Source organism: Micromonospora sp. BL1, assembly GCF_003667485.1.
Taxonomy (GTDB): Bacteria; Actinomycetota; Actinomycetes; order Mycobacteriales; family Micromonosporaceae; genus Micromonospora; species Micromonospora tulbaghiae.
This window is the reverse complement of the sequence record NZ_RCVK01000282.1, coordinates 13,026-32,928: the sequence shown is the minus strand read 5'-3', so window position 1 is coordinate 32,928 and position 19,903 is coordinate 13,026. Positions and strand designations below refer to the sequence as shown.

The window sequence follows — 19,903 nt, the reverse complement described above, 5'->3', positions numbered from 1 at the left end:
GTCCGGAGGCCGGTTCGGGGGCGGGGGTCGTCTCGGACATCGGCTCAGCTCACAGGGGTACGGCGCGGACGACCGCGGAACGGTGGGCCCGGGGGACGGCGCCCCGGCCTCAATGTAGGCGGTGGCGGCCAGCCGTGCGGTCCCGGCCGGCGGTCCGCGCGCCGCGTCCCGTACCGGTCCGGACGGGTGGAACGACCGGGATGGTGCTTTGTCCGGTAATGTCACCCCTGACGTTCGGTTCGCTCAAATTCAGTGATCGTTAACCGGCTTTCCGAGCACGCACGATGAGCGAAACTCGGTTAGGCTGCGGACCATGTGTGGAATCGTGGGTTACGCCGGTGCGCGCCCGGCGCTCGGCATCGTGCTTGACGGACTGCGGCGTCTCGAATACCGCGGCTACGACTCGGCCGGCGTCGCCGTGGTCTGCGAGGACGAGCTGCTGACCGAGAAGAAGGCCGGCAAGCTCGCGAACCTGGAGAAGGTCCTCTCCGAGCGGGCGGCGGACAACCCCGAGGACTGCGCCGCCAGCCCGATCGGCATCGGCGACGGCACCACCGGCATCGGCCACACCCGGTGGGCCACGCACGGCGGCCCGACCGACCGCAACGCCCACCCGCACCTCTCCCCGGACGGCCGCGTCGCGGTGATCCACAACGGCATCATCGAGAACTTCGCGAAGCTCCGCACCGAGCTGGAGGACGAGGGGGTCGAGTTCGCCAGCGACACCGACACCGAGTGCGCCGCGCACCTGATCGCCCGCGCGCTGGCCGACCTGCGCTCGGCCGGTGAGACCGACAGCCCGCAGCTCCTGGCCGCCGCCATGCGCGTGGTCTGCGCGCGCCTGGAGGGCGCGTTCACGCTGCTCGCCGTCGACGCCGGCATCCCCGGCGCGGTGGTCGGCGCCCGGCGCAACTCGCCGCTGGTGGTCGGCCGTGGTGACGGCGAGAACTACCTGGCCAGCGACGTCGCCGCGTTCATCGAGCACACCCGGGACGCGGTCGAGCTGGGGCAGGACCAGATCGTGCTGATCACCCCCGACACCATCGACATCACCGACTTCGACGGTCAGCCGGCCAGCGGCAAGGACTTCCACATCGACTGGGACTCGTCGGCCGCCGAGAAGGGTGGCTACGACTGGTTCATGCTCAAGGAGATCGAGGAGCAGCCGCAGGCCATCGCCGACACGCTGCTCGGCCGGCTCACCGAGAGCGGCGAGATCGCCCTCGACGAGGTCCGCCTCAGCGAGCAGGATCTGCGCGACGTCGACAAGATCTTCATCGTCGCCTGCGGCACCTCCTACCACGCCGGCCTGGTCGCCAAGTACGCGATCGAGCACTGGACCCGCATCCCCTGCGAGGTGGAGCTGGCGAGCGAGTTCCGCTACCGCGACCCGGTGCTGGACCGGTCCACGCTGATCGTGGTGATCTCGCAGTCCGGCGAGACGATGGACACGCTGATGGCGCTGCGCCACGCCAAGGACCAGAAGGCCCGCGTGCTGGCCATCTGCAACACCAACGGCTCCACCATCCCGCGCGAGTCCGACGCGGTGCTCTACACCCACGGCGGCCCGGAGATCGCTGTCGCCTCCACCAAGGCGTTCCTCACCCAGGTCGTGGCCTGCTACCTGATCGGCCTGCACCTGGCCCAGGTGCGCGGCATCAAGTTCGCCGACGAGGTGGGCGCCGTGGTGGCCCAGCTCCAGGAGATGCCCGGCAAGCTGCGCGAGCTGCTGGACCGGATCGAGCCGGTCCGCGAGCTGGGGCGTGAGCTGAAGTCCGAGCCGACCGTGCTGTTCATCGGCCGGCACGTGGGCTACCCGGTGGCGCTCGAAGGCGCGTTGAAGCTCAAGGAGCTGGCGTACATGCACGCCGAGGGCTTCGCCGCCGGCGAGTTGAAGCACGGCCCGATCTCGCTGATCGACAAGGGCACGCCGGTCATCTGCATCGTGCCCTCGCCGGTCGGCCGCGGCATGCTGCACGACAAGGTCGTCTCCAACATCCAGGAGGTACGCGCCCGGGGCGCCCGCACCATCGTGATCGCCGAGGAGGGCGACCAGGCGGTGGTCCGCTACGCCGACCACCTGATCTACGTGCCGCGTACGCCGACGCTGCTGGCGCCGCTGGTGACCACGGTGCCGTTGCAGGTGCTGGCCGCCGAGATCGCCGCCGCCCGCGGGCACGACGTCGACCAGCCCCGGAACCTGGCCAAGTCGGTCACGGTCGAGTAGCCGATCTCGTCCACGGTCCCTCCGCCCGTCCACCGGGCGGAGGGACCGCGCCGTCTCCGCCTGCTCACCGGCCCAGCACGATCCGGGCCATGCCGTCCAGCGCCGGGTTGTCCGGATCCCAGTAGCCGGTGTGGCCGTGCTGAGCGCTCGGGAAGCGCCGGCCGCCGAAGCCCGGCGCGCTCGGGTCGGCGCCGAACCAGAGCCGCTCGCCGTGCCCGTCGAGCACGGCGAGCGCCGGACCGAGCGGCGTACCGGCGAGCAGCGCGCGGCGGGCCAGCTCGTCCGGCGGGCGGGCCAGCCGGATCACGTCGTCCGGCGCGGTCGACGACCAGACCTGACCGGCGGGCATCCGCAGGTCGGCGGCGTGGTCGACGCCGACCCCCGGCGAACCGACGAAGACCAGCGCGTCCGCGCCCAACCCGTGGTCGCGGGCGGCGGCGCCGACCACGAGCGAGCCGTAACTGTGCCCGAGCACCGTCTGCCGGGCCGGTGGGCCCTCGTGCACGGCCCGCAGCCCTTCCTGGAACCGGTGCAGCGCCGGGCCGGCGTCCTCGGCCTGCCGGGTGCCCGCCGCCTCGGTGAGGAAGTCGGGCGCGTCGTAGTCCAGCCAGAGCACCGCCGCCGCCTCCTCGCCCGGCCCGAGCGCCGCGCACCGCTGCAACACCCGGGCCGCCCGGCCCAGCTCGGCCGGCGCGTCGGCGAGATCCGAGGTCATGCCCGGGACGTAGGTGAGCACCGAGGACGCGCGGTCCGGGTTGCCGAGCGCCACCACCGCGCGGCCGTCGCCGGCCGGATCCAGACCCAAGAGGTACGCCCGGGGCGCCCCGCCCGCGGCCAGCCGCTCGGTGAGCCCGTCCAGCCCGCGCAGCGACGCCTCGACAGCGGCGAGCCGGACCCGCCGGGACGCCTCCAGCGGCCCGGCCGGAAGCGGGTGCCGCAGCGCGAGCCGCCGCACGAGCAACTGCTCCCGCCGGTCGCCGAGCAGCAGCCGGTTCGCCTGGTCCCGGGCGGCGGCCGGAAGCCCGTCGAGACGCCCGATCCGGTCCGGTTCCCGCCCCACCAGCCAGCGCCGCTCGGCCGCGCTCAGACCGGCCCACCAGCGGCTCACCTCGGCCGGACCGGCACCGGGCCCGGGCCGCCACGCGGGCGGGACGCTGACCCAGCCGCGCACCGCTGCGGTGGTCAGTTCCGCCAGCCGTCCGGCCGCCTCCCGGTCGGCGGCGCCGGCGAGCGTCAGCGCGCCCCGGATGCCGGCCAGCGCGTGGACCACGGCCGGCCCGGGCTGCGCCACCCGGGCCGGGTCGGGCCGGACCGCGCCGGTGCGGTCGACGCGCAGGCCACCGGACTCGGCGCGGGCCACCTCGGCGCCGAGCCGCGCCTTCGCCGCGCCCAGCCGGGCACCGAGTTCGGCGAGCACCTGGTCGACCTCGACCAGTGCGGGAAGCACGTCGGTGAGGCCGGTGCGCAGATCCCCGATCCGCCGCTGCGCCGCCGCCGAGGCCGCGCCCGACCACCCGGGGCGGAGCGCGCCGATCCGGGCGGTCAGCGCGTCGGCGCGCTGCCGTACCGGCCCGGCGAGGTTCCGCCACGCCGTCCCGGCCGTGGACCAGGCACCCGGGTCGGCCCGCCAGAGCTGCGCGTAGCCGACCGGCACGTCCGCCGCGCCGGCGGGTCCGCCGCTCACCGGAGCACCCCGGTGAGGCGGCGGGCGGCGCGTTCGTCGACCGCCTCGTAGCCGTCCGCCCCGCTGCGCAACGCCTGAGCGGTGTCGGCCACCCGGGCGCCGAGCGCGCCGGACCAGCGCCGCACCGCCGCCTCCAGGTCGCCCAGCGCGACAGCGGATCGCCAGCCGTCCGGTGCCGCCACCAGCAACGACTCCGGCGCCGCGCCCGGCCCACGGGCCAGCCGGTACGCGTCGTCGGCCAGCTCGCGCGCCACACTGCGCAGCAGCTCCGGGTCGACGTCGAACGGTCTCTCCACCACGTGACCTCCCTCGCCCGGCGCCACCGGCCGGCTCCGGACACCGGGACGCTAGGCGGCACCCGGCGGTGGCCGCCGACCCCTGTGGACAACGGCCGGGGTTTTCCACAGGGCGTTTCCGCCAGGCGGTCCGCGGCGCGTACCGCCGGTAGGGTGAGGCCGTGATCGGGGGAGCCGCGGGCGGAAGCTGAGCCGGCGTGACGAGCGGGGCGGGGTGGCATGAGACAGGTGTGGCGTGTCGCGGACGTTCGCGCGGCGGAAGCGGGCCTGATGGCCACCCTTCCGGCCGGCGCGCTCATGCAGCGGGCCGCGGCCGGGCTGGCCCGCCGCTGCGCGTTGCTGCTCGCCGATCGGGGCGGCGTCTACGGCGCCCGGGTGCTGCTGCTCGTCGGGTCCGGCGACAACGGCGGCGACGCCGTGTTCGCGGGTGTGCACCTGGCCCGCCGGGGCGCGGCGGTGACCGCGCTGCTCCTCGCGCCGGGCCGGGCGCACGCCGAGGGCCTGGCCGCCCTGCGCGCCGCCGGTGGGCACGTGGCCGACCGGCCGCCCGCGGTGGTCGACCTGGTGCTCGACGGCATCGTGGGCATCGGCGGCACCGGAGGATTGCGCGAGACGGCCGAGCAGCTGGCCGCGAGCCTGACCGGGCAGCGTGGGCGCGACGGCACGCCCGCCACGGTGGTCGCCGTCGACGTGCCGAGCGGCGTCGCTGTCGACACCGGCCACGTCCCGCTCACCGACGCCGGGCGGCCCCGGGCGGTCCGCGCCGACGTGACGGTCGCATTCGGCGCGCTCAAGCCCGCACTGGTCGTCGGCCCGGCCGCCGAGCTGGCCGGAGAGGTCGAGCTGGTCGACATCGGGCTGACGCCGTGGCTGCGCGGCACACCGGCGCTCCAAGTGATCGAGCAGGCGGACGTCGTCGACTGGTGGCCGGCGCTGGGCGCGTCGTCGGAGAAGTACTCCCGGGGCGTGGTCGGCGTGGCCACCGGTTCGGCCACCTACCCGGGCGCCGCGGTGCTCTCGGTCGCCGGGGCGCTCGCCGGTCCCACCGGACTGGTCCGCTACGCCGGGAGTGCCAAGGGCGAGGTGCTGCACCAGCACCCGTCGGTGATCGCCACCGGCCGGGTCGCCGACGCCGGCCGGGTGCAGGCGTGGGTCTGCGGCTCCGGGCTGGGCACCGACGATGACTCCGCCGCCGAGCTGCGCGCGGTGCTCGCCGCGCCGGTGCCGGTGGTGCTCGACGCGGACGCGCTGACGCTGCTCGTGGACGGCAAGCTGGCCGACCGGCTGCGCGGCCGGGACGCCCCGATCGTGGTGACGCCGCACGACCGGGAGTACGCCCGGCTCTGCGGCGAGATGCCGGGGGAGGACCGGGTCGCCGCCGCGCTGCGGCTGGCCGCCTGGATGAACGCGGTGGTGCTGCTCAAGGGCGACCGCACGGTCGTCGGCACGCCCGACGGCCGCGCGTACGTGAACCCGACCGGCACCCCGGTGCTCGCCACCGGCGGCACCGGCGACGTGCTGGCCGGGTTGCTCGGTTCGCTGCTCGCCGCCGGGCTGGCCCCGGAGCGGGCGGCCGGCGCCGCGGCGTACCTGCACGGGCTGGCCGGCCGGGAGGCGGCGCGCGGCGGTCCGGTGACCGCGCCCGACGTGGCCGTCGCGTTGCGTCCGGTACTGGCCCGGCTGGGCTGATCCGGGCGGCGCCGTCCGGTGGCGACGGGCACCGCCCGCACGGCTCACGGCTCTGATGATCACTGACGGAAGTAGGCTGGGGACATGTGGCAGTCGGAGGTGCGCGTCGACCTGGACGCGATCCGGGAGAACGTGACCCGGCTCAAGGCCGGCACCAGCGCCGAGCTGATGGCGGTGGTCAAGGGCGACGGGTACGGCCACGGCATGGTGCCGGCCGCCCGCGCGGCGCTCGACGCCGGGGCGGACCAGCTCGGCGTCTGCACGCTGGACGAGGCGCTGCGGCTGCGCGAGGAGGGCATCACCGCGCCGGTGCTGGCCTGGCTGCTCAGCCCCGGGGTGCCGCTGCACGACGGGATCACCGTCGGCGTCGACCTCGGCTGCGCCAGCCTCACCCAGCTCGACGAGATGATCCAGGCGAGCCGCCGGGCGGGCCGCCCGGCCCGGCTGCACCTCAAGATCGACACCGGGCTGGCCCGGGGCGGCGCCACCGTCGCCGACTGGCCGGCGCTGCTGGAGGCCGCCGCGAAGGCCCAGGCCGACGGCCTGGTCGAGGTGGTCGGTGTGTGGAGCCACTTCGTGTACGCGGACTCGCCCGGTCACCCCACCACCGACCGCCAGCTCGCCGTGTTCCAGGAAGGGCTGGAGATGGTGACGCGTGCCGGCCTGCGCCCGCGCTACCGGCACCTGGCCAACTCGGCGGCCACGCTCACCCGGCCGGACACCCACTTCGACCTGGTCCGTCCCGGCATCGCCGTCTACGGCCTGTCGCCGGTCGCGGGCGAGAAGTTCGGTCTGCGTCCGGCGATGACCGCCCGCGCCCGGGTGATGCTCACCAAGCGGGTGGCGGCCGGCACCGGCGTGTCCTACGGCCACACCTACCTCACCGAGCAGGAGGCCAACCTCGCGGTGGTGCCGCTCGGCTACGCCGACGGGGTGCCCCGGCACGCCTCCAGCACCGGGCCGGTGCAACTCGCCGGCAAGCGCCGGACCATCTCCGGGCGGGTCTGCATGGACCAGTTCGTGGTCGACTGCGGCGACGACGAGGTGGCCGACGGCGACGTGGCGACGCTGTTCGGCAGCGGGGCGGACGGCGAGCCCACCGCCGACGACTGGGCCGAGGCCGTCGGCACCATCAACTACGAGATCGTGACCCGCTTCGGTGGCGTGCGCGTGCCCCGCGTCTACGACGGCGAGCGCGCATGAGTGTCCGGTTGCCGCGACCGCGTACCGCCGCCGGCAAGGTGGCCGGGCTGGTCGGCGCCGCCGTCGGCGTGGCCGCCGCCGGGCTCGCGGCGGGCGTGGTCAGCGAGCGGGTGCTGGTCCGCCGGCTCAAGAACGACCCGGCCGACCGGTACGCCGGCGAGCTCTTCGACGAACAGCGCTACGACGAGGCGTACCGGCTGGAGATGCCGGACGGCACCGACATCCACGTGGAGGTGGTCGAGCCGGCCCGCCCGGTCGCCGGGCACCCGACGGTGGTGCTGGTGCACGGGTTCTGCCTGGACATGGGCACGTTCCACTTCCAGCGCAAGCGGCTCGCCGAGCGCGGCGACTATCGGGTGGTCGCGTACGACCAGCCGGGGCACGGCCGCTCCGGCCGGCTGGAGAGCGGCGAGTACGACCTGACCGCGCTGGGCCACACGCTGCGCCGGGTGCTCGACGAGGTGGCCCCGGACGGCCCGCTGGTGCTGGTCGGGCACTCGATGGGCGGCATGACGATCATGGCGCTGGCCGAGCTGTACCCGGAGATGTTCGGTGACCGCGTGGTCGGCACCGTGCTGATGGCCACCTCGGGCGGCCTCGCGGCGGAGACCAAGCTGGTGGCGCCCGCGCTGCTCGGCCGCGTCGGCTCGCCGGTGCTCTACATGATGAGCAACGCCACCCGGTACGGCGGCACCGTGATCGACCGGGCCCGCCGGTCGACCTCGAACGTGGCCTGGTTGCTCACCCGCAAGTACGGGTTCGGCACCTCGAAGCCGAGCCCGGCGCTGGTGTCGTACGTCGAGACGATGAACTCGCGCACCTCGGCCGACACGGTCACCCGCTACCTGCGCACGATCGCCACCCACTCCCGGTTCCCCGCGCTGGCGGCGCTGGCCGGCACGCCGGTGCTGGTGATAGTGGGGGACAAGGACATGATCACGCCGGTGACGCACTCCGAGGAGATCGTCCGGCGGCTGCCGCACGCCGAGTTCGTGAAGATCCACGACAGCGGGCACGTGGTGATGCTGGAGCACGCCGACGAGGTGAACGCGGCGCTGGAGAGGTTCCTGGATTCGCTATGACAGTGGTCGTGGAACTGAAGACGGTCGACGACACCCACGGGTTCGGGCGGCGGCTTGCCGGTGTGCTGCGGGCCGGTGACCTGCTGCTGCTCAGCGGCCCGCTCGGGGCCGGCAAGACGGCGCTGACCCAGGGCATCGGCGCCGGACTCGGCGTACGCGGTGACATCACCTCGCCCACCTTCGTCATCGCGCGGGTGCACCGGCCGGACCCGGAGCGGGGCGGCCGGGTGACGCTCGTGCACGCCGACGCGTACCGCCTGGGTGAGGCCGCCGACCCGCGCGCGGAGATCGACGACCTCGACCTGGACGCCTCGGTGGACGAGGCGGTGACAGTGGTGGAGTGGGGCGAGGGGATGGTCGAGCAGTTGGTCGACGCGCACCTGCGGGTACGCATCGACCGCCGCGACGACGACACCCGGGCGGTCACGCTGGAGCCGGTCGGCGGCGACTGGGCCGCCCGGGTCGCCGAACTGTCCTAGGGCTGAAGGGGCATCGTCCAGCAGTTGGAGTACGCGGTCCGCCCGGCGAGCCGGTCGGTCAGCCAGGCCACCGCGTCGCCCTGGTCGGTGATGAGCGGCACCAGGTGGTTGGTGAGGATCTTGTCCCCGAGGTCCGGCAGGGCGATCGCCTGGTAGGTCACGTCGCCGCCCTTGCGGCACCAGTCGACCGCCAGTTGGCGGGCCTGCCGGTGGGGCACGATGTCGTCCTGGACGCCGGTCGCCACGCGTACCGGGCCGGCGGGCTTGAGCGTGCCGATGCGCTGCCGGTCGAGGACGGCCTGGGCCTCGGGCGCGGCGGCGATGACGGCGGTGAGGGACCGGCCGCCGGTGATCCACCTGCTGCTCTTGGTGAACGCGTACCGGAGGATCGCGTCACCGACGCACATGGTGGAGGTGTCCTTGAGCGCCGCCCGCCCGGCGTCGTTGACGTTCGCCTCGATGACGTCCCGCACCGCCGGGTCGGACTGGGCGAAGCCGTTGAGCGACCAGCCCAGCGCTCCCGCCAGCACACTGCCGTCGATGCCGCCGATGACAGCCGTCAGGTCGGCGGGAGGCGCACCGACGTAGGTGCCGGCCAGCGGCACGTCGGGCGCGTAGGCGGGCTGGAGTTCGGCGGCGGCGGCGCTGGCGCCACCGCCCTGGCTGTAGCCGTACAGACCGACGCGGGACCGGTCGGTGACCGATGCTCCCGGGACCGCGCGGGCGGCGCGGGCGGCGTCGAGCAGGGCGCGCCCCTCGTCGAGGCGGTTGACGTACGTGTGCAGCCGGTCGGTCGCGCCCAGGCCGACGTAGTCGGTGACGACGACGGCGGCGCCGGTGGCGAGGAGGCGGTAGATCGCCAGTGCCTCGTAGCCGACGGAGAGGGTGTCGCCGGTGAGGGTGAGCGGATGTTGCAGCGCGAACGAGGGCGCGCACTGGTCGCCCTGCCCCATGGTGCCGGAGGCGACGGCGACCAGCGGGCGTGGTCCGGTGCCCCGCCACGCCGCCCACGGTTCGATGTAGGCGCCGGTCACGCCGACGGCCCGGCCGTTGGAGTCGGTGGACCGGTACATCAGCCGGGTGGCGGTGCCGGGCATCGGGCGGCCGTCGAGCCCGGGGATGCTCAGGCCGAGCGGCAGCGGCTCGGTACGGATCAGCGTGCCGTTGACGGCGGGCAGGTCGGCGGGCGGGTGGTAGAAGGCGGGGATGGTCACGCCGCGGGAGACCACCGGAGCGGTGTCGTCGGCGGCCGCGGGTGCGCCGGATCCGGCCAGGTACACGGCTGCCGCCGCGGCGACGGCGAGCATCCGGACGCCTCTCGGGCGGCGGCGGGAGAGGGCGGCGGAGGGCGTGCGGGGACGGGTGTTCCTACTGCTCACGGGCACTCCTAGCGAGCATCGATGGTGGTGGATGCAAGCTAGCAGCGGCGGTGTGGCGTAAGTAACTTGCCAGTAGGTTACGCTCCGGTAACTTTTGCCGCCAGTGTCCCGGCCCTGCCGCCGCCCGGGAGTGTCGGTCGCGGCTGGTATGAAGATGGCGACCGACGAGGAGAGGTTGCCGATGCCCGACGCCCCCACCCTTGACCTGCCGGCGCTGCTGCCGGAGGCCTGGCGTGCCGTGCTCACCCCCCACCTGGACCCGGCCCGCACCGCGGCGCTGGCCGAGTTCGTCGCCCGGGAGTACGCGACCGCCACCGTCTTCCCGCCGCTGGAAGACCTCTTCTCCGCCTACCGGCTGTGCGGCCCGGCCGACACCCGGGTGCTCATCCTCGGGCAGGACCCGTACCACAAGGCGGGCCAGGCGCACGGGCTGAGCTTCAGCGTGCGCGAGGGGGTGGCGGTGCCGCCGTCACTGCGCAACGTCTTCAAGGAACTGGGCGAGGACCTGGGCGTGCCGAAGCCGCGCAGCGGCAACCTCGACGGCTGGGCCGCGCAGGGCGTCCTGCTGCTCAACTCGGTGCTGACGGTCCGGCAGGCCACCCCCGGCTCGCACGCGAACAAGGGCTGGGAGGAGTTCACCGACGCCACCATCCGGGCGCTCGACGCGCTCGACCAGCGCGTGGTCTTCCTGCTCTGGGGCGGCTACGCGCGCAAGAAGGCGGCGCTCGTGACCAACCCGCAGCACGTGGTGCTGGAGGCCGGGCACCCGAGCCCGATGAACCCGCGCGGCTTCCTCGGCAGCCGCCCGTTCAGCGCGGCCAACAAGGCGCTTGCCGACGCGGGGCTGCCCACCGTCGACTGGGAGCGTTCAGCCGGCTGACCCGTCCGGCGCCTCGCCCGCCGCGGCGAGGCGCCGGCGGTACCGGGACAGCAGCTCGGCCGTGCGCCGGTCGGTCACCTCCACCTCGACCAGCGGCTCGACCGGGTACGTACGTTCACCGAGGCGGACCTCGATGGGCTCGGGCAGTTCCTCGCACATCCGGGCCCGCAGCTCGCCGTAGCGGGTCAGCCAGCGGTGCTCGCCCGGATCTTCGGGCTCCGTGTGGATGCCGCCCCACACCTGCCACCGAGCGTCCCAGCGCTGCGCGTAGATCCGATCGAGGAGCGCGCTGAACTGCGGCGAGTCCCGCCAGCGCACCGCAATCTCGACCGCGTCCACCGGCAGCGGCGCGCCCTGCAGCAGTGCCGCCTGCCGCCCGACAGCACGTACGGCAGGTCGCCCAGGGCGTCCATGATCCGGTCCAGCCGGAGGACTTCGATCCGCTCGGCAAGCACCGTCCCGGCGATCTCGTCCAGCGCGGCGTCCAGGTGGCTGTCCAGCGGCTCGACCTCGATCCGCAGTTGCCGGCCGAGCGCGGCGAGCAGGCGTTCCGCGGCGGTCAGGCTCGGCAGCCGGTCGCCGCGTTCGATCCGGGCGATGGCGGCCTGACTGAGCCCGGACCGGACGGCCAGAGCCTGCTGGGTGAGCCCTGCCTGTTCGCGTTCACGCCGCAAGGTCCGGGCGATTTCTCGAACGAGGCGACTCTCCGTCATCTCCGGAGAATGGCAGTCCTCTTCTTAGCCTTATGCCTCTGAGTCATATTTATGACCCAGAGGCATAAGGCTCTCACCTCTTCCCTTTGATCCGGGCGCTACGCATCGTGACCGGGCGAGCGGCGAGGGCGTGCCGGGGGCGGACGGGGCGGACGGAGCGGGCGGCTAGGCTGGCTTACCGTGCTGGTACTCGTGGTGGACTCCTCGACGCCCGCGGTGACCGCCGCCCTGGCCGAGGTCTCGGCGGACGGCGTCGCGCTCCGCGCGTCCCGGTGCACCGTCGACGCCCGCGCCCACGGCGAGCTGCTCGCGCCGCAGGTCGACGCCGTGCTGGCGGACGTCGGCGCGCGGCCCGCCGACCTGGCCGCGATCGTCGCCGGCCTCGGCCCGGGTCCGTTCACCGGGCTGCGGGTCGGGTTGGTCACCGCCGCCACCATGGGTCAGGTGCTCGGCGTACCCACGTACGGCGTCTGCTCGCTGGACGGGCTCGGCCACCCGGCGGCCGCCGGCGAGCCGGTCCTGGCGGCGAGCGACGCGCGGCGCCGGGAGATCTACTGGGCCGTCTACGACGGCACCGGCCAGCGCCTGGCCGGTCCGGAGGTGGCGGCCCCGGCGGTGGTCGCGGAGCGGGCGCGCGAACTGGCGGTCACCGTCGCGGTCGGCGACGGCGCGCACCGGTACGCCGACGTGCTGGGGCTGCCGGTACGCGACGAGCCGCGCTACCCGGACCCGCTGGCGCTGGCCCGGCTCGCGGCGCCGCGGATCCGTGCCGGCGCACCCGGCGAGACGCTCACCCCGCTCTACCTGCGTCGCCCGGACGCGGTCGCGGCCACCGGCCACAAGCCGGTCCTGCCATGAGGCTGGGCCGGTTCCGCTGGTGGCACATCGACGAGGTGCTGCCCATCGAGGCGGACCTGTTCGGTGCCGAGCAGTGGTCGGCGGCGATGTTCTGGAACGAACTCGCCAACGGGCACTTCTACCTGGTCGCCACCGACGACGACGTCACCGACGACGACGCCACCGGCGACGACGGCGCCGTGCTCGGCTACGCCGGGCTGGCCGTGTCCCCGCCCGACGAGGCGTGGGTGCAGAACGTCGCGGTCCGCCGGGACGCCCAGCGCCGTGGGATCGGCCGGCTGCTGCTGGAGGCGCTGCTCGCCGAGGCGGCCCGGCGCGGCGCCCGCAGCACGCTGCTGGAGGTCGCCGCGGACAACGCGCCCGCGCAACGGCTCTACGCCACGTACGGCTTCGAGCCGATCGGCGTACGGCGCGGCTACTACCAACCGAGCAACACCGACGCGCTGGTCATGCAGCGCAACGAGGACTGACGCGCATGGCTGACGAACCCCTGATCCTCGGCATCGAGACCTCCTGCGACGAGACCGGCGTGGGCATCGTGCGCGGGCACACGCTGCTCGCCGATGCGCTCGCCTCCAGCGTCGAGGAGCACGCCCGGTTCGGCGGCGTGGTGCCCGAGGTGGCCAGCCGCGCCCACCTGGAGGCCATCGTGCCGACCATGGACCGGGCGCTGCGCGAAGCGGGCGTCACCCTCGCCGACATCGACGCCATCGCCGTGACCTCCGGGCCGGGCCTGGCCGGCGCGCTGCTCGTCGGGGTCGCCGCCGCCAAGGGGTACGCGGTGGCGGCGGAGAAGCCGGTGTACGGCGTGAACCACCTGGCCGCACACGTCGCGGTGGACACGCTGGAACACGGGCCGCTGCCCGAGCCCGCCATCGCGCTGCTGGTCTCCGGCGGGCACTCCTCGCTGCTGCGCGTCGACGACCTGGCCCGCGACGTGGTGCCGCTCGGCGCGACCATCGACGACGCGGCCGGGGAGGCGTTCGACAAGGTGGCCCGGCTGCTCGGGCTGCCGTTCCCCGGTGGGCCGTACATCGACCGGGAGGCGCGCGCCGGCGACCCGGCGGCGATCGCCTTCCCGCGCGGGCTGACCGCCGCGAAGGACCTGGCCGGGCACCGGTACGACTTCTCCTTCTCCGGCCTGAAGACGGCGGTGGCCCGCTGGGTGGAGGCGCGGCAGCGGGCCGGTGAGCCGGTCCCGGTCGCCGACGTGGCCGCGTCCTTCCAGGAGGCGGTCTGCGACGTGCTGGTCGGCAAGGCGATCGACGCCTGCCGCACCAGCGGCATCGACACGCTGGTGATCGGCGGCGGTGTGGCCGCCAACTCGCGGCTGCGGGCGATGGCCGAGCAGCGGGCCGGCAGGCACGGCATCCGGGTGCGTACGCCCCGGCCGAAGCTCTGCACGGACAACGGCGCGATGGTGGCCGCGCTCGGCTCGCACCTGGTGGCCGCGGGTGTCGCGCCGAGCCGGCTGGACCTGCCGGCCGACTCGGCGATGCCGCTGACAGTGGTCAGCGTGTGAGCGGGGAGGGGACCGACATGATCGTCCGGATGTGGGAGGCCAAGGCCGAGCCGTACGGCTTCGCCGACCTGATCACCTGGGTCTGCGAGACCGCGCTGCCCGAGTTCGAGCACGACCCGATGCACGTCTCCAGCGAGGTGTTCTCCTCCACCGACCACCGGCTCGTGGTCATCTCCAAGTGGCGGAACAACCCCCGGGAGCTGCCGGAGCCGCCGGCGCGGCTGATCGCCCGCCCGCCGCACAGCTGGGACTTCACCCAGGTCGACCGCTGACGCGACGGCCGTCACGACGGCCGGAATTGGTTGGCGCCCGGATCGCCCCGGCACCTAGCGTCGGTGGGTCATGCGCTTCTCACCGGCCGGCGATCCCGGCACCCCCGACGCGCGGTCGGCCACCCGATACCTCGTGTGGCTCGCCGGGCGGCACCCCGTCATCTTCGGCGCCGGTCTCGCGCTCGGCGTGATCTGGATGCTGGCCCAGGCGCTGGTGCCGGCCGTGCTCGGCCGCGCCGTGGAAGCCGGCCTGGCCCAACGCGACCCGGACGCGCTGGTGCGCTGGAGCCTGGCCCTGCTCGGGCTGGGTCTGGTGCAGGCCGTCGCCGGGATCCTGCGCCACCGCTGCGCGGTGCACAACTGGCTCGGCGCCGCCTACCGCACCGTCCAGGTGACGGTGGACGCCACCAACCGCCTCGGCGCCGCGCTGCCCCGGCGGGTCGCGGCGGGCGAGGTGGTGAGCATCGGCACCGCCGACATCGAGCACATCGGCGGCGCCATCGACATCACCGCCCGTGGCGCCGGCTCGGTGGTCGGCATCGTCACCGTCGCGGTGATCCTGCTCAACGCCTCCCAGCCGCTCGGCCTCGTCGTCGTGCTCGGGGTGCCGCTGCTGATGGCGCTCGTGGCGCTGCTGATCCGCCCGCTGCACCGGCAGCAGGCCGCGTACCGGGACTCGACCGGCCGGCTCACCGCCCGGGCCGCGGACATCGTCTCCGGCCTGCGCGTGCTGCGCGGGGTCGGCGGCGAGCCGGTCCTGTCCGAGCGCTACCGGCAACGGTCGCAGGCGCTGCGCGCGGACGGGCTGCGGGTGGCCCGGGTCGAATCGCTCCTGCAGGCCGCGCAGATCCTGCTGCCCGGCGTCTTCGTGGTGCTGGTGACCTGGCTCGGCGCCCGGTTCGCGCTGCGCGGCGAGATCAGCGCCGGCGAGCTGGTCTCGTTCTACGGCTACACCGCGTTCCTGGTCAGCCCGCTGCGCAACCTCACCGAGGCGGCCGACAAGCTGACCCGGGGACACGTCGCGGCCCGCCGGGTGGTCCGGTTGCTGCGGCTCGCGCCGGAGTTCACCGACCCGGCCACCCCGGTGCCGGTGCCGGCCGGTCCGGGCGAGCTGGCGGACGTACGCTCCGGACTCGTCCTGCGACCGGGCCGGCTCACCGCGCTGGCCACCGCCACCCCGCAGGACGCCACCGAGATCGCCGACCGGCTCGGCCGGTACGCCGACGGGGACGTCACGCTGCACGGCGTACCGCTGCGGGACGTGGCGCTGGCGACGGTGCGGGAGCGGATCCTGGTGGCCGACAACGACGCGCAGCTGTTCAGCGGCGTGCTGCGCACCGAGCTGGACCCGCACGACCGGGCCGAGCCCGGCGCCGTCGAGGCGGCGCTGGCCGCGGCGAGCGCCACCGACATCGTCGAGGCGCTGCCCGGCGGCCTGGACGGCGAGGTCGCCGAACGCGGCCGGGAGTTCTCCGGCGGGCAGCGGCAACGGCTGCGGCTGGCCCGCGCGCTCGTCGCCGACCCGGAGACGTTGATCCTGGTCGAGCCGACCAGCGCGGTGGACGCGCACACCGAGGCGCGCATCGCCGAACGGCTCGGTCCGGCCCGCCACGGCCGGACCACGCTCGTCTGCACCACGAGCCCGCTGGTGCTCGGCCACGCCGACCACGTGGTCTTCGTGGAGGACGGCAAGGTCGTCGCCGAGGGCCGGCACGAGGAACTGCTCGCCGCCGAGCCGCGCTACGCCGCCACGGTGAGCCGGGAGGAGGACCGATGAGCAACGCGCTGCCCGTCGCCGACATCGCCCAGGTCCGCCGGTACGTGCGCGAGCTGATCCGCCGTCACCCGCGTGGCCTGGCCGCCGCGCTCGGCCTGCACGCGCTCGCCGCCGGGGCCGGGCTCGTCGCCCCGCGCCTGCTCGGCGACCTGGTGCAGGGGATCTCCCAGGGCATCGCCGCGACGACAGTGGACCGGGTCGTGGCGGCCATCGCCGCGTTCGTGGTGGTGCAGGCCGTGCTGGTCCGCTTCGCGCACCTGGCCTCGGCCCGGCTCGGTGAGCGGGTGCTCGCCGAGCTGCGGGAGGAGTTCGTCGACCGGGTGCTCGCGCTGCCGCTGGCCACAGTCGAGCGGGCCGGCACCGGCGACCTGCTCACCCGCACCTCGCGGGACGTCGCCGCGCTGTCCCGTACGGTCCGGTTCGCCGGGCCGGAGACGCTCATCGCGGCGCTGACAGTGCTGCTGATCCTCGGCGCGCTGCTGCTGACCGGTCCGCTGCTGGTGCTGCCCAGCCTGCTGGCGGTGCCGGTGCTGTGGGCCGGCACGCGCTGGTACCTGCGCCGCGCGCCGCAGGGCTACCTGCGGGAGAACGCCGCCTACTCGGACATCACCGACGGGATCAGCGAGACGGTCGAGGGGGCGCGGACCACCGAGGCGCTGCGGCAGGCGGCCCGCCGCCGGGCCCGCGGCGACGCGGACATCCGCCGGTCGTACGCGGCCGAGCGCTACACGCTCCACCTGCGGACCGTGTTCTGGCCGGTGGCCGAGTTCGGCTACCTGGTGCCGATGGTGGCGACCCTGCTCATCGGCGGCTGGTTCCACCTGAAGGGCTGGGCCAGCCTCGGCCAGGTCACCGCCGCCACGCTCTACGCCCAGCAGCTCACCGACCCGATCGAGCGGCTGCTCGGCTGGCTGGACGAGTTCCAGGTCGGCGGCGCCTCGCTGGCCCGGCTGCTCGGGGTGGCCGTCGAACCGGACGAGCGCGCCAGGGCATCCGCCACGCCGGACGAGCGCGCCGCCGCTCCGGGCAGTGCGGGCGGCGACGGCCGGCTGGCCGCGCACGACGTCCGGTACGCGTACCGCCCGGGTCACGACGTGCTGCACGGCGTGACGCTGGAACCCCGGCCGGGGGAGCGGCTGGCGATGGTCGGCCCGTCCGGGGCGGGCAAGTCGACGCTGGGCCGGCTGCTGGCCGGCGTGCACGCGCCGAACGCCGGCACTGTGACGGTGGACGGCCGCCCGCTGGCCGGGATGCCCCTGGCCGAGCTGCGTACCCATGTCGCGCTCGTCAGCCAGGAGCACCACGTGTTCATCGGCACGCTCGCCGACAACGTGGCGATGGTCCGGCCGGACGCCGACCCGGAGCGGGTACGCGCGGCGCTGGCCGCCGTCGACGCGCTGGACTGGGCGCTGGCCCTGCCGGACGGGCTCGACACGCAGGTCGGCGCGGGCGGACACCCGCTCACCCCGGCGCAGGCGCAGCAGCTCGCGCTGGCCCGGCTGGTGCTCGCCGACCCGCACACGCTGGTGCTGGACGAGGCCACCTCGCTGATCGACCCGCGGGCGGCCCGGGCCCTGGAACGGTCGCTGGCGGCGGTGCTTCAGGGCCGTACCGTCATCGCCATCGCGCACCGGCTCTTCTCCGCGCACGACGCGGACCGCGTGGCGGTGGTCGCCGACGGCCGGATCACCGAGCTGGGATCACACGACGAGCTGGTCGCGGCCGGTGGCTCGTACGCCGCGCTGTGGCGTTCCTGGCACGGCTGAGAACGCGCGACGGGCCCCGGCGACATGCCGGGGCCCGCTCGACGGACGGCTCACGAACGGCGGGTCAGCCGCCAGGTCGCGTACCCGCCGGTGCCGAGCGCGATCAGGAACACCGCCCACACCACCCCGGTGCCGACCTGGAGCCCACCACCACTGCCCACGTTGGCCTGGGCGGCGGCGACGAGCGAGTCGCTCTGCGCGGGCGGCAGCGCGGCCGGCGGCAACTGCTGCCAGCGCACCAGCCCGGTGCTCTCCAGCATGGTCATGTGGTCGTTGACGAACGTGTTGGCGTCCTCGGCCAGCTTGCGCACGATCGGGTCGCGGGTGCTGGCCCGGACCGCGCCGATCACCGGGAAGATCTTGCCGTGGGCGACCCGCAGCCGGGTGACGAAGATCTGGTCGAACCGGGCGCCGGTGGCGTTCCGCATCTCGGTCAGCCACCCCTGCTGCTCGGCCGTCGGATCCGTCGGCAGGGTGGCGCCGAGCTTGTTGGCCGCCTCGACCACGAGCTGGTCCAGCTCCGCGTGCTGCTTGGCGATCTCCGCGCCGACCTCGCGTACCCGGGCGGACTGGCCCTTCTCGGCCGCCATCTGCCCGGCCGGCATCTCCCACAGCCCGGCCAGCCGTACGCCGTTGAGCAGCGTCATGTCGGCGGCGTTCATCTGCACGCCGGGGTTGGGTGCGGCCTGCGCCGTCCCGGGAACGACGCCGATCCCCGCGCCCAGCGCGGCGAGCAGCAGTACCACCCGGTGCGCCAGCTTGCGGCGTGCGGATTCCAGCGATGCCATGGTTGCGGTGCCTCCTCGGTCCGGACCGGTACGCGGGGTCGTGGACGGCCGCGCAAGCCGGCCGCCCGTCCGCACACTGGTACGGATCGGCGGGCCGATCAGTTCAGCGGGTCGGCGAGGAGTCGTTCGAACGCCAGCTCGGCGGCGCCGATCAGCGCCGCGTCGTCACCGAGCTTCGGGGTACGCAGCCGCACGTGCTCCAGGCACGCGGGCAGCCCGTTGGAGTTGAGCCGGCTGCGCACCTGCGCGGCGGAGGCCAGGTAGAGGTCGCGCATGGTGCCGCCGAAGATGACCATCTCCGGGTTGAAGATGTTGACCAGGTTCGCGACGCCGAAGCCGAGCCAGTCGCCGGCCTGCCGTACCGCGGTCTGGGCGCGGGCGTCGCCGCGGTCGGCGGCGTCGAAGACGGCGAGCAGCGCGTCCCGGCCGCGCGCCTCGGACCGGCCGGCGGCGCGCAGCAGCCCGTGCTCGCCGATCTCGGTCTCCCAGCAGCCGCGCCGGCCGCAGTCGCAGCGCACCCCGTCGCGGACCACCACCATGTGGCCGACCTCGCCGCCGTAGCCGCCGTGCCCGGTCAGCCGCCGCCCTCCGGCGATGATGCCCGCGCCCACACCGACGTCGCCGTAGAGGTAGATGACGTTGTCGCAGCCGACCGCCGCACCGCGGGCGTGCTCGGCGTACGCGGCCACGTCGGCCACGTTGCCCACCGTGATCGGTACGTCTATTCCCAGCTCGACGGCGAGCGCGGCGCCGATCGGCTCGTCCACCCAGCCGGTTGTGGGGCTGAGCCGGACCAGACCGTCCTCCCGGCGGACCATGCCGCAGACCGCCAGCCCGGCGCCCACGCAGACCGCGTCCGCCGGCACCGACTGGTGCATCTCCTTGACCGCGCCCGCGAGCAGCGGGGCGGCCTCCCCGGCGACCAGGTTGCGCGGCCGGTCCATCTCCCGGCGGTCGAGCACCTCACCGCCGAGCCCGACCCGCGCGGCCCGCAGCCGGTCCACCTCGACGCTGTACGCGTACGCGTAGACCCGTTCCGACTCGGGCCGGACGACGAGTGACGGTCGTCCGGCCCGGCCGGTCTCCTTCGGCGTCCCCTCGCTGACCAGACCGGCGCCGGCCAGGTCCGCGGTCAGCGCGCCGATGGTGCTGCGGTTGAGGCCGAGCGCGGTGGTCAGCTCGGCCCGGGTGGTGGCGCCGTGAACGTGTACGTAGCGGAGCAATGCGCCCAGGTTCTGCCGACGGATCTCGTCCTGACTGGGGCCCGCGCGCATTGCCACTGCCATCG

At 74.7% G+C, this 19,903-nt stretch carries 18 protein-coding genes and 1 pseudogene; 12 read left to right on the top strand and 7 right to left on the bottom strand.

The window, feature by feature from the left end:
• Positions 1-313 precede the first annotated feature (313 nt).
• A complete protein-coding gene (gene glmS / locus EAD96_RS20680) occupies positions 314-2,227 on the top strand; it encodes a glutamine--fructose-6-phosphate transaminase (isomerizing) (RefSeq protein WP_120573122.1) in 1,914 nt (637 codons plus the stop codon).
• Between the two features lie 64 nt (positions 2,228-2,291).
• Here the strand turns inward: glmS and EAD96_RS20675 are convergent, their stop codons facing one another.
• Both EAD96_RS20675 and EAD96_RS20670 read right to left on the bottom strand, forming a co-directional pair.
• The gene (locus tag EAD96_RS20675; RefSeq protein WP_121685470.1) at positions 2,292-3,911 is read right to left on the bottom strand and encodes an alpha/beta hydrolase; all 1,620 of its coding nucleotides are present in this window, start codon (positions 3,909-3,911) and stop codon (positions 2,292-2,294) included.
• Complete coding sequence (locus EAD96_RS20670) at positions 3,908-4,210, bottom strand: type VII secretion target (protein ID WP_120573124.1); 303 nt, start codon at positions 4,208-4,210, stop codon at positions 3,908-3,910. Before EAD96_RS20670 ends, EAD96_RS20675 begins: the two co-directional genes overlap by 4 nt.
• A gap of 216 nt (positions 4,211-4,426) precedes the next feature.
• On the opposite strand from EAD96_RS20670, the gene EAD96_RS20665 reads away from it, so the two are divergent.
• The 4 genes from EAD96_RS20665 to tsaE all read left to right on the top strand — a co-directional run bounded on the left by EAD96_RS20665 (position 4,427) and on the right by tsaE (position 8,660).
• A complete protein-coding gene (locus EAD96_RS20665; RefSeq protein ID WP_121685469.1) occupies positions 4,427-5,896 on the top strand; it encodes an NAD(P)H-hydrate dehydratase in 1,470 nt (489 codons plus the stop codon).
• Between the two features lie 84 nt (positions 5,897-5,980).
• Complete coding sequence (gene alr, locus EAD96_RS20660; protein ID WP_120573126.1) at positions 5,981-7,099, top strand: alanine racemase; 1,119 nt, start codon at positions 5,981-5,983, stop codon at positions 7,097-7,099.
• The gene (locus tag EAD96_RS20655) at positions 7,096-8,181 is read left to right on the top strand and encodes an alpha/beta fold hydrolase (RefSeq protein ID WP_121685468.1); all 1,086 of its coding nucleotides are present in this window, start codon (positions 7,096-7,098) and stop codon (positions 8,179-8,181) included. The genes alr and EAD96_RS20655 overlap by 4 nt, the downstream gene beginning before the upstream one ends.
• On the top strand, positions 8,178-8,660 hold the full coding sequence (tsaE, locus tag EAD96_RS20650; protein ID WP_121685467.1) for a tRNA (adenosine(37)-N6)-threonylcarbamoyltransferase complex ATPase subunit type 1 TsaE: 483 nt from the start codon (positions 8,178-8,180) through the stop codon (positions 8,658-8,660). Before EAD96_RS20655 ends, tsaE begins: the two co-directional genes overlap by 4 nt.
• Here the strand turns inward: tsaE and EAD96_RS20645 are convergent.
• Complete coding sequence (locus tag EAD96_RS20645; RefSeq protein ID WP_121685466.1) at positions 8,657-10,039, bottom strand: lipase family protein; 1,383 nt, start codon at positions 10,037-10,039, stop codon at positions 8,657-8,659. The genes tsaE and EAD96_RS20645 overlap by 4 nt on opposite strands.
• Positions 10,040-10,220: 181 nt before the next feature.
• On the opposite strand from EAD96_RS20645, the gene ung reads away from it, so the two are divergent.
• Entirely contained in the window at positions 10,221-10,919 is a 699-nt protein-coding gene (gene ung / locus EAD96_RS20640) for a uracil-DNA glycosylase (RefSeq protein WP_013288560.1), read from the top strand.
• Here the strand turns inward: ung and EAD96_RS31610 are convergent.
• Positions 10,908-11,258, bottom strand: coding sequence for a hypothetical protein (locus tag EAD96_RS31610; RefSeq protein ID WP_233586115.1), 351 nt, complete (start codon positions 11,256-11,258; stop codon positions 10,908-10,910). The genes ung and EAD96_RS31610 overlap by 12 nt on opposite strands.
• 239 nt (positions 11,259-11,497) lie before the next feature.
• Positions 11,498-11,632, bottom strand: a pseudogene (locus EAD96_RS31605) (helix-turn-helix domain-containing protein); the annotation flags it as partial.
• A gap of 180 nt (positions 11,633-11,812) precedes the next feature.
• On the opposite strand from EAD96_RS31605, the gene tsaB reads away from it, so the two are divergent.
• The 6 genes from tsaB to EAD96_RS20605 all read left to right on the top strand — a co-directional run bounded on the left by tsaB (position 11,813) and on the right by EAD96_RS20605 (position 17,827).
• Positions 11,813-12,490 (top strand): tRNA (adenosine(37)-N6)-threonylcarbamoyltransferase complex dimerization subunit type 1 TsaB, encoded by a 678-nt coding sequence (tsaB, locus tag EAD96_RS20630; RefSeq protein ID WP_121685465.1) that lies wholly within the window; start codon positions 11,813-11,815, stop codon positions 12,488-12,490.
• A complete protein-coding gene (gene rimI, locus EAD96_RS20625; RefSeq protein ID WP_121685464.1) occupies positions 12,487-12,960 on the top strand; it encodes a ribosomal protein S18-alanine N-acetyltransferase in 474 nt (157 codons plus the stop codon). The genes tsaB and rimI overlap by 4 nt, the downstream gene beginning before the upstream one ends.
• Before the next feature lie 5 nt (positions 12,961-12,965).
• Positions 12,966-14,012: a tRNA (adenosine(37)-N6)-threonylcarbamoyltransferase complex transferase subunit TsaD gene (tsaD, locus tag EAD96_RS20620; protein WP_121685463.1), complete on the top strand. Its 1,047-nt coding sequence runs from the start codon at positions 12,966-12,968 to the stop codon at positions 14,010-14,012.
• A gap of 17 nt (positions 14,013-14,029) precedes the next feature.
• Complete coding sequence (locus EAD96_RS20615) at positions 14,030-14,284, top strand: hypothetical protein (protein ID WP_091426737.1); 255 nt, start codon at positions 14,030-14,032, stop codon at positions 14,282-14,284.
• 70 nt (positions 14,285-14,354) lie between these two features.
• On the top strand, positions 14,355-16,061 hold the full coding sequence (locus EAD96_RS20610; RefSeq protein WP_121685462.1) for an ABC transporter ATP-binding protein: 1,707 nt from the start codon (positions 14,355-14,357) through the stop codon (positions 16,059-16,061).
• Positions 16,058-17,827 carry an ABC transporter ATP-binding protein gene (locus EAD96_RS20605; protein ID WP_121685461.1) on the top strand — a complete coding sequence of 590 codons (1,770 nt, stop codon included), beginning with the start codon at positions 16,058-16,060 and terminating at the stop codon, positions 17,825-17,827. The genes EAD96_RS20610 and EAD96_RS20605 overlap by 4 nt, the downstream gene beginning before the upstream one ends.
• A gap of 50 nt (positions 17,828-17,877) precedes the next feature.
• On the opposite strand, the gene EAD96_RS20600 is transcribed toward EAD96_RS20605, so the two are convergent.
• Together EAD96_RS20600 and EAD96_RS20595 are read right to left on the bottom strand one after the other, a co-directional pair.
• Entirely contained in the window at positions 17,878-18,615 is a 738-nt protein-coding gene (locus tag EAD96_RS20600; RefSeq protein WP_120573135.1) for a DUF4142 domain-containing protein, read from the bottom strand.
• A 98-nt stretch (positions 18,616-18,713) separates the two neighbouring features.
• Entirely contained in the window at positions 18,714-19,889 is a 1,176-nt protein-coding gene (locus EAD96_RS20595) for an ROK family protein (RefSeq protein ID WP_121685460.1), read from the bottom strand.
• Positions 19,890-19,903 lie beyond the last annotated feature (14 nt).

Coding starts and splice junctions, on each gene's coding strand:
- glmS (WP_120573122.1), top strand. CDS start 314: ATGTGTGGAATCGTGGGTTACGCCGGTGCGCGCCCGGCGCTCGGCATC.
- EAD96_RS20665 (WP_121685469.1), top strand. CDS start 4,427: ATGAGACAGGTGTGGCGTGTCGCGGACGTTCGCGCGGCGGAAGCGGGC.
- alr (WP_120573126.1), top strand. CDS start 5,981: ATGTGGCAGTCGGAGGTGCGCGTCGACCTGGACGCGATCCGGGAGAAC.
- EAD96_RS20655 (WP_121685468.1), top strand. CDS start 7,096: ATGAGTGTCCGGTTGCCGCGACCGCGTACCGCCGCCGGCAAGGTGGCC.
- tsaE (WP_121685467.1), top strand. CDS start 8,178: ATGACAGTGGTCGTGGAACTGAAGACGGTCGACGACACCCACGGGTTC.
- ung (WP_013288560.1), top strand. CDS start 10,221: ATGCCCGACGCCCCCACCCTTGACCTGCCGGCGCTGCTGCCGGAGGCC.
- rimI (WP_121685464.1), top strand. CDS start 12,487: ATGAGGCTGGGCCGGTTCCGCTGGTGGCACATCGACGAGGTGCTGCCC.
- tsaD (WP_121685463.1), top strand. CDS start 12,966: ATGGCTGACGAACCCCTGATCCTCGGCATCGAGACCTCCTGCGACGAG.
- EAD96_RS20615 (WP_091426737.1), top strand. CDS start 14,030: ATGATCGTCCGGATGTGGGAGGCCAAGGCCGAGCCGTACGGCTTCGCC.
- EAD96_RS20610 (WP_121685462.1), top strand. CDS start 14,355: ATGCGCTTCTCACCGGCCGGCGATCCCGGCACCCCCGACGCGCGGTCG.
- EAD96_RS20605 (WP_121685461.1), top strand. CDS start 16,058: ATGAGCAACGCGCTGCCCGTCGCCGACATCGCCCAGGTCCGCCGGTAC.
- EAD96_RS20600 (WP_120573135.1), bottom strand. CDS start 18,615: ATGGCATCGCTGGAATCCGCACGCCGCAAGCTGGCGCACCGGGTGGTA.
- EAD96_RS20595 (WP_121685460.1), bottom strand. CDS start 19,889: ATGCGCGCGGGCCCCAGTCAGGACGAGATCCGTCGGCAGAACCTGGGC.